Source organism: Shewanella decolorationis (assembly GCF_004354305.1).
Classification (GTDB): Bacteria; Pseudomonadota; Gammaproteobacteria; order Enterobacterales; family Shewanellaceae; genus Shewanella; species Shewanella decolorationis.
This window is the reverse complement of sequence record NZ_CP037898.1, coordinates 3,096,533-3,110,114: the sequence shown is the minus strand read 5'-3', so window position 1 is coordinate 3,110,114 and position 13,582 is coordinate 3,096,533. Positions and strand designations below refer to the sequence as shown.

The window sequence follows — 13,582 nt, the reverse complement described above, 5'->3', positions numbered from 1 at the left end:
TATTTGTTTCTGAGTATTAGAACTAAAGTCTGCGTGCGCCCTGCCTTTATTTTTGTGAGATTAGGTTATGACTGCAATTTCCCATAGCGCAACGGATCAACGCCTGCTGCAAGAGCCAATTGCTAAGCTCTTCTGGCGCTATACCATTCCAACGATCGCCTCCATGCTGGTGACTGGGGTTTATGTCACCATAGACGGTATTTTCGTTGGCCATTATCTCGGCGAAACCGGGCTGGCGGGCATGATGTTGGCCTATCCCGTGGGCGCGATTCTCTATGCCGTCGGCGCCATGATAGGCATGGGTAGCGCGGCCTTAGTCTCGATTAACTTAGGGCAAGGTAATGTCGCCAAGGCGCGTAAGTTGCTCGGCAATGCCTTTAGTTTGTGTTTACTGGCGGGGGCATTTTTTGCCTTAGTCGGCGGGATATTTTCTCGGGATATTTTAATTGCCCTCGGCGCCGAGGGGGAGATACTCGAAAACGCTAACGAATACCTGTTCTGGTATTTTGCCTTATGTCATTTCCCTATTATTTCAATGGCATTCACCACCTTGCTGCGTAATGACGGTCGTCCATCTATGGTGACCTTTGTGCTGATCTTAGGTGGCGTGCTGAACACCTTTTTAGATTGGCTGTTTATTGTGGTGTTTCCCTTTGGTTTGGCTGGGGCGGCGATTGCCACCATGTTGTCCCAGGCCGTCACAGGCTTACTCTGTCTACAGCATTTTTTCGGGGCGCGCACTCAGCTCAAAATCAATCCTGAGCAGATGAAGCTTAAGCTTGATAACTGCGTCAATATCGCCCGTGTTGGTTTGCCAAGTTTTTTAATGAATCTGTATCTGTCGATTGTATTGACTCTACATAACACCGCCTTTTTATGGGTCGGCGGCCCTTTGCATGTGGCAGCATACGGGGTGGTGAGTTACACCGAAGCGTTTTTCTATCTGATTTTTGAAGGCATTGCCCTCGGTACTCAACCGATTTACAGCTTTAATGCAGGGGCTGGGCGCTTCGATAGGGTTAAACAGGCTCGCAATATCGCCTTTGGCATGACCTTACTTACCGCTGCACTTGGCTTAGTGTTGATTTATTCCCGCCCTGAATGGTTGGTGTACCTGTTTGCCGGTGATAACCCAAGCTTAACGCCGGTGGCGATTGAAGGCATGCGATGGTATTTCTGGGGCTTACCGATGGAAGGTTTGATTCTTGTGGGCGCCAGTTTCTTCCAAGCGATTAATTGTTCTAAACAGGCATCGATTTTAACTGGCGCAAAACTCATACTGATTGCCGCAATTATCTATTGTTTCGCTTGGGCTTTTGGCGTGATTGGCGTGTGGGTGTCGCTCGCGACCTGTAGCACAATGCTGGTGATTTGGATGTTTATTGCGATGGGCCAGCTCAAGATTAAATCCTAAGTCATTATCTTTACGCTTGAGACCGTCTAAGTACTAGCGTGTCGGCATGCGCTCTGTTACATTTCGCTGGTTTAATCCCAGCTTAAAATTAGCGCAGTTTTTAGCCTGTGTTTTATCGATAAAATACCGCTAGCGACTGACGGTAAAAGCGTGTGGATAGGATAGAATTCTGGCCTTTTTAGGCTTGGTCGTTGATATATCTTTTATGAGGCTCTTATGCGCACCGCTGCTGTTATCTCAATGCTGTTGTTTGGCGTGTTAACCAGTGTTAATGCCAGTGCCAAGGATAATGAGCTAGTGTTTGCTAGCGATTTTGAGGGTAACCGCTTATCTCAACCTTGGTCTTGGATCATGGGCTGTCAATTTGAGGGCGCTGAGCCCCACAGTGGTGAGAGCGCATTATTATGTGCTGAAGGCAATAGCAGTATCGTCAGTAAATTTCCTGTATCCGAAGCTGGCCTGTTAGAGTTTTGGGTCAAGACTCAAAATATCCAAACCCAATATCGGATCAATGTACTTACATCGCCGGTATTAAAGCTGGATGCCCAATGGCAACATGTGGCGCTGATTGATATCACGCCCAATACGACAGAATACTTGGCCCACAGGGTGTCGATTGATGACCCGAGCCGCCAATATATTCGCCTCGATATCGAAGCCATTAATGGCCCCATCAGTTTGGATGACTTAACCCTAGATAAAATTCGCCTCGATATTGCGCTGCAAAAAAACGAGCAAAAAATCATTGGCGGCATTTTAGATAAGCTTAAAGAAGACAAAAACTACGAGGTTCAGGCCGAATCCTTTAGAACCTTAGGTAAAAACTACGCCGCCCAGCTCGAAAGCCAAAGACAATACCTTGAATATTCCAATGCGATTTACTCAAGTATCACCTTTGTATTGGCGACCTCTGAGCGTAACAAAATGTCTAACCCATTGGGTTATAACACTTTTAGGTCAGTCTTAACCGATGCTAAGCGTGTGGCATCGCCGATTCAACAGGCGCGTTTAGGCTCTATGGTTAAGCCCTTCGGTGACTTAGCCACGGCCACCTTAAATGTGGTGAGTGCGGGCGCATATTCGGCCTTTGCCGAACCCTTTAAATCCTTCCTCGCGGCCACCTTTGACCGCTCAAACTATGACAATAGCGACTTAAGCCGTAGTGATAAAAAGTTTGCCGAGGAAAACGGCCTTAAGATTTATCAGCAAGCCGAACGCTTTATGTCTGAGATCGAAAAAGAGCTGCAACAGGTTACGGCGCTCGATAACGATTTAGTGAGTATGCAGAAGAACTTAGATGCTTTCCGTAAGGATTTAGATAAGCATCTGCGTAGCTATCTGCAACACGCCAGCATTGCCCGTACACCCGAAAATTACAGTAAGGTCATGAGTAAAGATGAGCAGACTCGAGCGCAAATCATGGCCGACGTGAATGCCAATATCAGCGCCAAGGCCGAAGCTTTACTTGCCTCAAATAGTAATGCTGAGTTAGTGCAGTACATGATTAAAACGACTGAAAAAATGGATGAGTTTCAGGAGTTTAAAGAGCGTTTTAATCAAATCACCTCAGCGATGTTAACCTTCTACGATCGCTTTGAGCGCTCGATTGCCGCCGAGCAAAACCCCTTCACTGACCCCAGCGATAGGGCGGTTTGGGAGCAACATGCCCAAAGTGCACGCAATTATATTCGCCAATCGAAGGAAGCTTTTACTAAGGCCTTTATGTAGCGGCTTGTTGTAGAAACATCGATTGAGCTTTTTCATAAAAATGGCGGAGAAGAAATTTTCTCTGCCATTTTTATATACGCAATTTACCCAACCGATCGTTTAATAAACCATTTTAATCTGAGCGTGTTGTATGAAAATTGAAAGTGCATTATGTTGTTGATTTAAAATCGCCAGCAGAAGAAGGTGCGGGTGATAACGTCAACCAACTGCGGTGATTGTCGCACTGAATCTAGGCGTTAATTATATGAATATTACACGCACATTTTTCTATTATGAAAGAAACAGAAAACAACAAGCCAAAATTCTCGCTTTTAATATGCTTTTTTTGCCCGTTATCTTCTGGCTTTTTTTGATATTGATTCCCAAAAGTAATCCTTTTTATAACGAGTTTTTGTATTACGCAAAATATATTGTTGTGGTTTCTGAGCTTGCCCTGTTATCGCTAGTAGCATGGTTGCTTACTCATCCTGCGAAATTTTATATCAAGCTGACAAACTCCGAGTTCAGCTCATTTCACCCTACTTTTAAAGAATGGACGTTTAGCGTAAATCCACAAGATATTATTGAAATTGAGCACAGCACAGATATAGGATCAAACGCTAGCCTTATTTTAGTGAAAATGAGTAATGGTTCATCAGTGTTATTGAGCCCTAACTATCCATATAAGCGAAGCGAACTATACGATGCATTGCGGTTAGTTAACCCAAATATAAAAACGCCCAATAACACTTGGTTGTTCCCTTATAAAAAATAAAAAATCAATTATTGACTGGCCAATCTCAACATGGGATGTCATGTCCTGCAACTCACAGTAATCCTGTTTATCTAAACCAACACTGCCCATTTGTGTTATTGGGTTAATATGTTTTAAATACACCAATATTTTAATGAGTTAGCTCAAATTTATGCCTCAGCTTTCGCCCTTTAACTTTTGATTACTCTCATTTAACACGTACAAGTTGTAGACAAACCAAAAGTGCATATGTTGTTGATCTAAAATGGATGGCCAGATTTTTACTGAAATCACATTGAATGATGGACACGGCCATATCTTAACTTCGCTCTGCGATGGAGTTCATAGACTTCACAACCTAACAATGGCTCAGTTCTATTCAGCACTGCGCCAAAACGCTCAAAGTAGTCCTCATTAACTTGCTTTGCACTGATCAGTGGTACTTCCATACTGACATCTACACGACCTTTACGTATCAAGGCTGGGTCAAGATGATCAAGATGATTTGTGGTCATTATGACTAGGCAGTCATCAAGAGGAATGATCCCGTCTAACGCGTTTAGTACGCCACCTAAAGTGAGTGGTGGGTTGTCGACGTTGCTTTCAGCTGCACGTGATACCGTAGCCTTTACACAATCACAGTCCTCTATTAACAACATCGCTCCGGGCGCTACCTTTCTAATTGCTTTATGAATAGTGGCATCATTGACAGTCGATAGATTTAATATGTATAGATCGCGATGATACTCAACCGCTAAGGCCCTCGCGATACCCGTCTTACCCGTGCCCGTTTTTCCATGTAGCAGTATGGTTAGCTTACTGACAACCGATTTTCCCCGACTTGCGAAGTTATCAACTTCCCTCATCAACTCCTGCTTAAACCCTTCATCTAGCACTAAGTCACTAAACCCCGATGATTTCAATGTGCCATAGCGACACCATTCGGTTTCTTCGAAAATATTCACTTTTGGCTCAGTAGAGATGTCTCCACGAGTAACTTCTAAAAAACGATGAAGTTTATCTTTTGCCCACCATGGTGCGCTTACAGTAATAGAATCGTATGCCATCGTACTATCGACCTTAGTGCGGGTTGCCAACATAAAACAGCCATCGTATTTAAACAGGTGCATACCGTAGCCAATAGACTTAACACTGACACGCCCGTCGTAGTTCACACCATAGTCAAAGTACACAGCCTCAGAGATAGAGCGTGAAAAAAACGGAATGGTAGTATTACTGATCAAAAAGGACAGCTTATTGAATATCTCTGTGCGTGCCTGATGGCTATCGTCTATAGTGAGCCGCACAAATAGCAGGCTACTGAGCCAACTAAACAGTTTCGCGGGAACATCTTTTAGTATGTAGCCTACGAGTCCAATTAACGTAAATGTTAATACTCCGACAATGACAGCTGTCAACAAAGGATCACTATTGGTGAGCGCCTTTATTTGTAGTAATACTTCGTTCATTTACTCACCTTTACTATAAATGCCAAATAGATATAGTCGAGAATACGACCAGCCGCGTCGAGAATACTCGCAAGGCATCCTCAGTATTGCGCTATCGCACTTGGTTAAAGCGACTTGATAAAGATCCCTTGCTTATCACTAGCTATTGCTTTGGCTGCGGCGCTTATCAAAGAGTAGGCGCCTGAATGTCGTGCAATGCAGGGATACGTGATAACGACCATGACTCTCGTTCATAAGCTTAAAAATCCTAGATTGCTCTATTCACCTAGTCGGCGAGCGAAGGCCATGGCAAGCCTGTACCTTTAGATTATTAATCCTTATAAATCAAATTGTTCAAATATCGTCATGCTAAATTTTAAATAAGAAAGCCGCCAATGAAGGTCGGCTTTCTTGTTTCGATTGTCCCGTAACCTTTGCGTTTTCTTGGTTACATTAAATCTTGAGGCATTACAGCAAATACACGTTCAAGCTACAGGCACCGTGGGCACCGACGACTAAGGCTTGCTCGATATCGGCGGTTTTTGAGGGGCCTGCGATAAACACACCAAACTCACCTGAGGCTAGCGTGATGTCTTTTGCCGCTTGGTGCATGTTTGGCACAATCTTATTGGTTGGCAGGGCTAAGATCAGGTTTTCACAGATAAAAGGCGTTACTCTGTGGCCTAAGTTCTTATTGTTTACCCAAATGGCACCATTTTCGGCAACACCAATATCCCCAGGGATCACCGCATAATCGATATCCCTAAGTTCATGGGCTGTGGGTGGCACATCACGGTTTGCTGTGATGCCTTCAACGAGTGAGATGACTTGTAAGCCTTGGGCGAGAAGCTCATCCACCTTGGCTTGCAGTGCCGCAAGACCGCCTTCGCGGTGAAGTGTACCCGCCACTGTTTTAAGATTGGTTTCAAACTGGCCAACCAGATCTTCTACCCTCGGGGCGACATCGATGCTTGGCATTGGATGGTTTGTTAAAGCCGACAGTTTGAGCGCATTGAGAATTTCGTGCTTACTAGACATCTTATAGGCTCCTGTGTTTCTTAAACCAAGCTTCGAAGCTGGAGTTGGGGGCGACGGGCAGTTCACGGTATTTACCCCAGGCGCCGCTAAAGGGCTTGAGCAGACTACCGGGCAGAATGCGCAGTGCAGTTCGGGCTGCGCCCATTGAGCAATTGAGCAGAGTCGTGCTTGCCATAAATTTACCCACTAATGGCATATAGCCGTTTTTGCCGTAAGGGAGTTGTCCGGCTTCGGCCTTAAGGCGTCTGTGGTGGTGAATAATCTTATCGAGCGGCACCTTGGTCGGGCAGACATAGGTACAGCTACCACACAGGGTACAAGCCCAAGCGATGGAGTTGGTATCGTCATGCTTGGCACCTACGGCAATCCCAATCGGGCCGGGAATAGTGTAGTTGTAGCTGTAACCACCAGAGCGGCGATACACAGGACAAGTATTTAAACAACCGCCGCAGCGAATACATTTCAATGATTCGGCAAGAATTTTATCCTTCATCATCTCGGTGCGGCCATTATCGACGATGATTACATGCATCTCTCCATCGACCTGTGGTCCACGGTAGAAGGCGCTATAAGTAGTGACGGGTTGACCGGTCGCGTTGCGTGCGAGGGTGCGCAGTAACACGGCGGCGCTGTCGATATCGGGGACAATTTTGTCGATCCCCATTGAATGCAACTGCAACTTGGGCAGGTTAGCGCCCATATCGGCGTTACCTTCGTTGGTACAAACGACCACGGCGCCCTTATCGGCAATCGCCATGTTTACCCCTGTCATCGCGGCATCGGCGCTGAGGAACTGCTCACGCAGGTGAGCACGGGCGGCACGGGTTAAATACAAGGGATCTGCAGCCCCCGCTTTAGTGCCGAGTTTCTCATGGAAGAGGTCTCCGACTTCTTCTTTTTTCATGTGGATAGCGGGCACCACAATGTGCGAAGGCGGCATTTTCGCGAGCTGAATAATCCGCTCGCCCAAGTCGGTGTCGATAACTTCAATCCCACGTTGCTCTAAGTAAGGATTGAGGTGACATTCCTCGGTAAGCATGGACTTAGACTTAACTAACTTCTTCACTTTATGGCTAGATAAGATGTCGTGCACAATACGGTTGTGCTCGGCACCGTCCTTTGCCCAGTGCACTTTGATACCGTTTGCAAGACAGTTTTGCTCAAAGGTTTCAAGGTATTGTGCAAGGTTGGTTAAGGTATGCAGTTTGATTTCGGAGCCTAACTGACGCAGTTGTTCCCACTCGGGTAAACTGCCTGCGGCGCGGTCACGTTTTTCGCGCAGCACCCAAAGGGCTTTTGAGTGCCAGTCAACACGGGTTTCATCACGGCAGAAAATATCTGCCTTGTGGGCGTGAACCTGTGAACCCGTTGCCTCGTGATTATGTTGATATGCCATAGTGGGTCTCCTAGAGCGCGGCGTTAAGCACTTGCGCTATGTGGCGAATTTCAATTGGCAATTGTTGTCTGCGGATCATGCCATCGAGGTGTAATAGGCATGAAGGGTCGAAGCCAACCACATATTGCGCGCCTGTTGCCGCGTGGGCTTGGGCCTTGTCTTTACCCATCTTGGCGGATACGGCGCCTTCATCAACGGCAAAAGTACCACCAAAGCCACAACATTCATCGCGACGATCTGGATAGACAATGTCGATTCCGGCGATATTGGCGAGCACGGCTTCAACTTTGTTGAATCGCGGGCCCATTTGCTCGCTTGGCGTGGCAAGGCTGAGCATACGAATGCCGTGACAGCTCAGTTGCAGGCTGATCTTATGGGCAAAAGGTTTGTTAAAGGCGGGAATGGGGGCGATATCGTGGAGGAACTCGGTCAGCTCATAGAGTTTGTCGATAACGGCTTGTGCTTCTGGGCTGTTATCAAACTCGTGGAAGTTTTCTTTGGCGGCCACTAAACAAGAGGCAGCAGGGCAAACAATGGCATCACATTCCACACCCTTGAAAGCATTAAGTAATTTCAAGGTAGTACTGCGTGCTGCATCGAAGCAACCCGAGTTGGTCATAGGTTGGCCACAGCAAGTTTGGCCTGCGGGTAGAATCACTTGGTGTCCGAGTTTTTCCAGTAATTCCAGTGTTGCGATTGCGACATCTGGCATCATTTGGTTAACAAGACACGGGATGAAAAGGGCGATTTTCATTGTGCTTTCTCTTTCTTGTTAGTGAACGACATTGCCTTGCACTGTGACCCCAAAGTCCACACAAATGCTAAGGTAGTTGATCAAATATAGGCTTATCGTAAGTAAATAAGTAGCCCTAATTTAGTAAATGATCTTGTTGATTTTTGCAAAAATGAGAAATTTTTAATGTGTTGATTTTTAAGTTTATATTTTGGTTTTTGCTAGTGAGAAAACTCTGTGGTGGTGGGTGTTTTATTGATAAATGAGAATAGTTTGCTTCTAAAGAAAAACGGGGCTATTTTAAGCCCCGTTTATTCAGCGTGTTAGCGGCTGCACTCTTCGAGCAGATACGCTAAGTGGCGGTAGGAAATGCCACTGTGCTGCGTTAAGCCGACCTCGCACATACGGTTGGCGTAATAGCCTTCCTTAATCTCGACAGGAATGAGCTTTTTAATATTACGCAGGGCGCTGGCGTTGATTTCTGGCTTATACAGGCCTTTTTCACCGGCGTAACCACAGCAGTCAATGCCCGCAGGTTTGAGCACTTGGCTCGAACAAGCATCGGCAATCGCTTGCATCTTAGGCTCTAACTTCATCTTGCGTGCACTACAACCTAAGTGCAGGGCCACATTGACCTTTTTGTTGATGGTCAGTTTGTCCAGCAGCTTGTCGTGCATAAACTCAACAAGGTCAGTGATTTGCACCTGAGGGTTACCCGTGAGGGTGCGATAGGTACAAGACAAGGCATCGACTAATACCGGGATTTTGCCGCCATTACTCATCTTGCTGACCACATCGATAAGCTCTTGGCGTTTGGCGTCGGCGTTTTTAAAGTCGCCCTTAGATTCCCACATTTGGCCGCAGCATAAATCGCGGGTCTTCTCTGGTGTAATAACGTTATAGCCCGCACGTTCGAGCAGGGTAACAACCACCTCTGGCAAGGTGCGATTATCCGGATCCTTAGGTGTTGGGCCAAAGGTACGGCCACCACAGGCTGGGAAGTAAACCACGGTTTCTTGGCCTGCTTTGGCGGGCGACGGTTTAGGCAGTTTGCCACCTTTCGGGAAGTCTGGATTCCAATAGGGCACTTCTTTAGAGAGTAAGCGGCCAGTTTTCATCAGCGCGTTGGTGATACCATCGCCGGTGATTTTATGGATAACCCCAAGTACATCAAAGCCCGTACTGATCACTTGGTTAACGGCGCCGAAGTGTTTGGCTTGGAAATCCAACACTTTTTGCTCAGTGGTGCTGATATATGGGGTGCGCAGTTTACGTACCAACTGACCCATGCTGTTGTCGACAGGGCAGGCGATAGTACAGAGCTGACAAGCCGCGCAGGTATCAATCACATCATACTTGGCATCGGCACGCATTTTCTCGGCGGCGGCTTTATCGCCAGATTGCTCTAAGCGCTCGATTTCACGCAGAGTCGCGATCCGCTGACGTGGCGAGAAGTTAAGTGCTGATGTTGGACAGGTTTTTTCGCAGAAGCCACATTCGATACATCTATCAACAAAATCATCGACGACAGGACAGGGTTTGATATTTTTAACGTGGACGTTCGCATCATCGTTAAGAATAACGCCTGGGTTTAAAATACCCTGAGGATCAAACAGTTGTTTGATGTTCTTCATCAAAACATAAGCATCTTGTCCCCATTCTTTTTCAACGAATGGTGCCACTGCACGACCAGTACCATGCTCAGCTTTCATCGAGCCGTTGTACTTGTTAATCACCATATCGGCGATATCGTCCATAAAGGCATGGAAACGGTCAATATCGGCCTGCGTAGTGAAGGCGGGGGTAATGATAAAGTGGAAGTTACCCGCTAGCGCGTGGCCATAAATACAGCCTTCTGGGTAGCCATGTTTATGGAAAAGTTCAGTGATATCGTGCGCAGCTGCGGCTAGATGTTCAAGCTCAAAGGCAACGTCTTCGATAATAACTGAGGTTCCCTTTGGACGTTCACCACCAACAATGGGGAAAAGCCCTTTACGCATCGCCCAGTACTTGTCGTAAACAGCGGGATTGGTACTGAATTCCATCGGACGGATGAAGTCAAAACCAGCCAGTTTTGCACTGACATCTTGGGTATAAGCTTCAAGGGTTTGCGCATCATCTGCGCGGGATTCAATCAGTAGAATCGCTGATAGAGCAGGTAGTTCTGACAACCAATCAGGCATGCCTGGCTTGCCCGTAACGGCTTTAATGGATGGCCAGTCGAGGAGCTCTGCCGCAGAAACGCTTTCACCATTAATGAGCGGAATGGCGCGTGCCGCATCTTCCATATTATGGAATACGGCCATGGCTGAAGCTTTAAATTTAGCTTCATTTACCGTGTGATAAGTGACTTCATTAATGAAAGCCAACGTACCTTCCATCCCGACCATTAGGTGGTTAATAATGTCAAAAGGATCAGTAAAATCGATTAAGGAGTTAATACCGTAGCCAGTGGTATTTTTGATGGAATATTTTTTACGAATGCGTTCGGCTAATACGGTGTTATGGCGCGTTAGGTGGGAGAGCTCGCTCAGGTCTTGCAGTAATTTTCCGTGAGTCTTGGCAAACTCAGCCTTAGATTTTTCACAGCCAGTATCGAGTTCTGTGCCATCTGCAAACAACAGTTTTGCCGATGCGATGGTTTGGTAACTGTTTTGTGCTGTACCACAGCACATGCCTGAAGCGTTATTGGCGACAATCCCACCAATTTTTGCTGAAGCGATTGTCGCTGGATCTGGGCCGATTTTGCGATTCAGTGGCGCGAGCACAGCATTAGCGTCTGAACCAATAACGGCGGCACCTAAGGTGATTTGTTTCGCATCGCTACTTACTTCAATCTTTCTAAAACCATCATGGCCAAGGATAAGTAAAATGCCCTCACCAATGGCTTGGCCTGATAAACTGGTTCCTGCCGCTCTAAATGTGACTGGTGCATTATGCTTGCGGGCAACGGCTAAGGTGAGTTTGACCTGTTCTAAGGTTTCTGCGTGGACAACGACTTCGGGGACAATCCTGAAATAGCTGGCATCAGTAGACCAAGCAAAACGGCGGACGGGATCATCCGTCACTGGACGATCACCTAATTGCGTTCTGAGATCATTGATGACCTCTTTGTAGTTAATCGACATAACATCACTCTCTTTATCGTATAGAAGAAAGTCGAAGTCACTCGGCGTGACTTCGAACAAGATGGATTAGAAGCCACCCCAAAGTGTTGCGATAGTACCTGCAAGTAATGCGTAGCCAAGGGCAACAGGCATAGTTTTACGAATGATTTCAGACTCTCTACCCGCCATACCTACTACAGTTGCAGCGGCAACCACGTTCATTACGCACATCATATTACCGGCGTTAGCACCGATACCTTGTAGTGCTAATACCAATGTATGGTTCATGCCAATGTTGTCGGCCACACTGTATTGTAAGCTGGAGAACATCATGTTTGAGAAGGTCGCTGAACCTGACAGGAAGGCACCAAAAATCCCCACAATAGGTGCCATCCATGCCCAAACCGCGCCCATAGATTGACCTAACATATCGGCTAAGGCGACTGGCATAGACGCAAGGCCAGCACCATTAACACCTGAGTTTAAGAAGATTTTCACCATAGGCACAGATGCACCTAATGAAATGATAGTAGGTAACATAGACTTGCATGAAACGCCTATGGATTGCTTAATCGCAGGGCTTTTCATCTTGAACAGGAAGAAACCTAAAATACACACGGCCACGAAGAAGGCGCCAGGAGCATATAAGGTTGCAAAACTGGCTTTAAGCTCAGTGCCCATTAGGCCTGTCCAGCTGATGTTGAAACTGGATAACCAGGCTTTAAGTGGCGCAACGGTGCGTGAAAGCACTAATAGCGCAGCCATGATGATATAAGGTGTCCAAGCGGCAATTTGTGAGAACTTAGCAGTCGTCTCAATTTTTGCACCTTCTTGGTTATCATTTTCGGCAAAATCATTCCAAGGGGTTTTTGGCAGTAAGTAGCCTTTACGAGCAACAGGGATGACTAAAGCCATACCAATTAATGCGCCGATAACCGATGGGAATTCAGGACCCGCAAGATAGTTGATAATCCATGCTGGAACAGTAAAGGCAAGGCCTGCGAAAATCGCAAATTTCCAAATCGCTAAACCTTCTTTAAATGACTTATTACGACCAAAGAATCCTGTCAGTATGGTCACCATGACCAGTGGGATTAATGTACCTGTAATTAAGTCGATAGTGATCATATGCATCACGATAAAGCGAGCATAACCAACGTAGCTACCGCCGTGGGCTGCAAATTGCTCAGCTGCCAAGCTCACTCCGCCTTGGGTTAAGCCTTGCTCCATACCAAAGAGCACGGGCAAACCGATTGCACCGAATGACACACAAGCTGAGTCGGCAATCAAGGCTACAACTGCTGCGGCAACTGGGGGTACGCCCAGTAATACCAGCAGCGGTGCACCAATTGCAGCAGGTGTACCAAAGCCGGCGCTACCTTCAATAAAGGCACCAAATAACCAACAAATAATAATTACTTGAACACGGGCATCGGCACTGATGTTAGTAAAGCCTGCGCGGATGGTATCCATGGCCCCTGAGTATTTCAGGGTATTAAGTAGGAATACCGCGCCGAAGATGATGGTTAATGGAGTGATGGCTGACAGTAGTCCTTCTAGAATGGACGCGGCCATAAGGGTGGTATCCATTTGCCAAATAAATACGGCGGCGATTGCCGTAACTACCATGGAAATGGGCATAGCTTTTGACGCTGGCATTCTCAGTAATACAAGGAAGATCATTACACTGAGCACTGGCGTCAAGCTCGCGAAAAGTTGCAGTATTGTCATGCTTGCCTCTACATAAAGTGGTCTGTCTTATGTTTTATAGGGATCTTATTAGTGTTTAGATGTCGAAACTCACAACGGATAAGTCAGTAGTATTCACTACTAATAATCACTGCCACGACATTCTGTGGTGTGTACTAGACGCTATTCGAGGTTGAACTTATATGATCTAGATCATTTTGGCTGCTATATGAAATGCTAATTTACAGCGCTGCGGGAGGCTTCTCTCATAGGATTTTCCTAACTGTGATCGGTAT

General features: G+C 46.4%; 9 protein-coding genes. 3 read left to right on the top strand and 6 right to left on the bottom strand.

The annotated features are described in order from the left end of the window. The first annotated feature begins 67 nt into the window (after positions 1–67). From EYR25_RS13995 to EYR25_RS13985, 3 genes are all read left to right on the top strand, one after another. Complete coding sequence (locus EYR25_RS13995; protein WP_133180853.1) at positions 68–1,414, top strand: MATE family efflux transporter; 1,347 nt, start codon at positions 68–70, stop codon at positions 1,412–1,414. Between the two features lie 216 nt (positions 1,415–1,630). Next, complete coding sequence (bdpA, locus tag EYR25_RS13990; RefSeq protein WP_133180851.1) at positions 1,631–3,142, top strand: BAR domain-like protein A BdpA; 1,512 nt, start codon at positions 1,631–1,633, stop codon at positions 3,140–3,142. 244 nt (positions 3,143–3,386) lie between these two features. After that, positions 3,387–3,896, top strand: a complete 510-nt coding sequence (locus EYR25_RS13985) for a hypothetical protein (protein ID WP_133180849.1) — start codon at positions 3,387–3,389, stop codon at positions 3,894–3,896. 269 nt (positions 3,897–4,165) lie between these two features. Here EYR25_RS13985 and EYR25_RS13980 read toward each other — a convergent pair whose 3' ends face one another. From EYR25_RS13980 to EYR25_RS13955, 6 genes are all read right to left on the bottom strand, one after another. Beyond that, positions 4,166–5,344, bottom strand: coding sequence for an AAA family ATPase (locus tag EYR25_RS13980; RefSeq protein ID WP_133180847.1), 1,179 nt, complete (start codon positions 5,342–5,344; stop codon positions 4,166–4,168). 447 nt (positions 5,345–5,791) lie between these two features. Beyond that, a complete protein-coding gene (locus EYR25_RS13975; RefSeq protein WP_023268120.1) occupies positions 5,792–6,361 on the bottom strand; it encodes a LutC/YkgG family protein in 570 nt (189 codons plus the stop codon). 1 nt (position 6,362) lies between these two features. Then, positions 6,363–7,757 (bottom strand): lactate utilization protein B, encoded by a 1,395-nt coding sequence (locus tag EYR25_RS13970; RefSeq protein ID WP_023268119.1) that lies wholly within the window; start codon positions 7,755–7,757, stop codon positions 6,363–6,365. Between the two features lie 10 nt (positions 7,758–7,767). After that, on the bottom strand, positions 7,768–8,511 hold the full coding sequence (locus EYR25_RS13965; RefSeq protein ID WP_023268118.1) for a (Fe-S)-binding protein: 744 nt from the start codon (positions 8,509–8,511) through the stop codon (positions 7,768–7,770). 302 nt (positions 8,512–8,813) lie between these two features. Beyond that, on the bottom strand, positions 8,814–11,618 hold the full coding sequence (locus tag EYR25_RS13960; RefSeq protein ID WP_133180844.1) for an FAD-binding and (Fe-S)-binding domain-containing protein: 2,805 nt from the start codon (positions 11,616–11,618) through the stop codon (positions 8,814–8,816). A gap of 66 nt (positions 11,619–11,684) precedes the next feature. Next, on the bottom strand, positions 11,685–13,328 hold the full coding sequence (locus EYR25_RS13955; protein ID WP_039978558.1) for an L-lactate permease: 1,644 nt from the start codon (positions 13,326–13,328) through the stop codon (positions 11,685–11,687). Between the last annotated feature and the right edge of the window lie 254 nt (positions 13,329–13,582).

Coding starts and splice junctions, on each gene's coding strand:
- EYR25_RS13995 (WP_133180853.1), top strand. CDS start 68: ATGACTGCAATTTCCCATAGCGCAACGGATCAACGCCTGCTGCAAGAG.
- bdpA (WP_133180851.1), top strand. CDS start 1,631: ATGCGCACCGCTGCTGTTATCTCAATGCTGTTGTTTGGCGTGTTAACC.
- EYR25_RS13985 (WP_133180849.1), top strand. CDS start 3,387: ATGAATATTACACGCACATTTTTCTATTATGAAAGAAACAGAAAACAA.
- EYR25_RS13980 (WP_133180847.1), bottom strand. CDS start 5,344: ATGAACGAAGTATTACTACAAATAAAGGCGCTCACCAATAGTGATCCT.
- EYR25_RS13975 (WP_023268120.1), bottom strand. CDS start 6,361: ATGTCTAGTAAGCACGAAATTCTCAATGCGCTCAAACTGTCGGCTTTA.
- EYR25_RS13970 (WP_023268119.1), bottom strand. CDS start 7,757: ATGGCATATCAACATAATCACGAGGCAACGGGTTCACAGGTTCACGCC.
- EYR25_RS13965 (WP_023268118.1), bottom strand. CDS start 8,511: ATGAAAATCGCCCTTTTCATCCCGTGTCTTGTTAACCAAATGATGCCA.
- EYR25_RS13960 (WP_133180844.1), bottom strand. CDS start 11,618: ATGTCGATTAACTACAAAGAGGTCATCAATGATCTCAGAACGCAATTA.
- EYR25_RS13955 (WP_039978558.1), bottom strand. CDS start 13,328: ATGACAATACTGCAACTTTTCGCGAGCTTGACGCCAGTGCTCAGTGTA.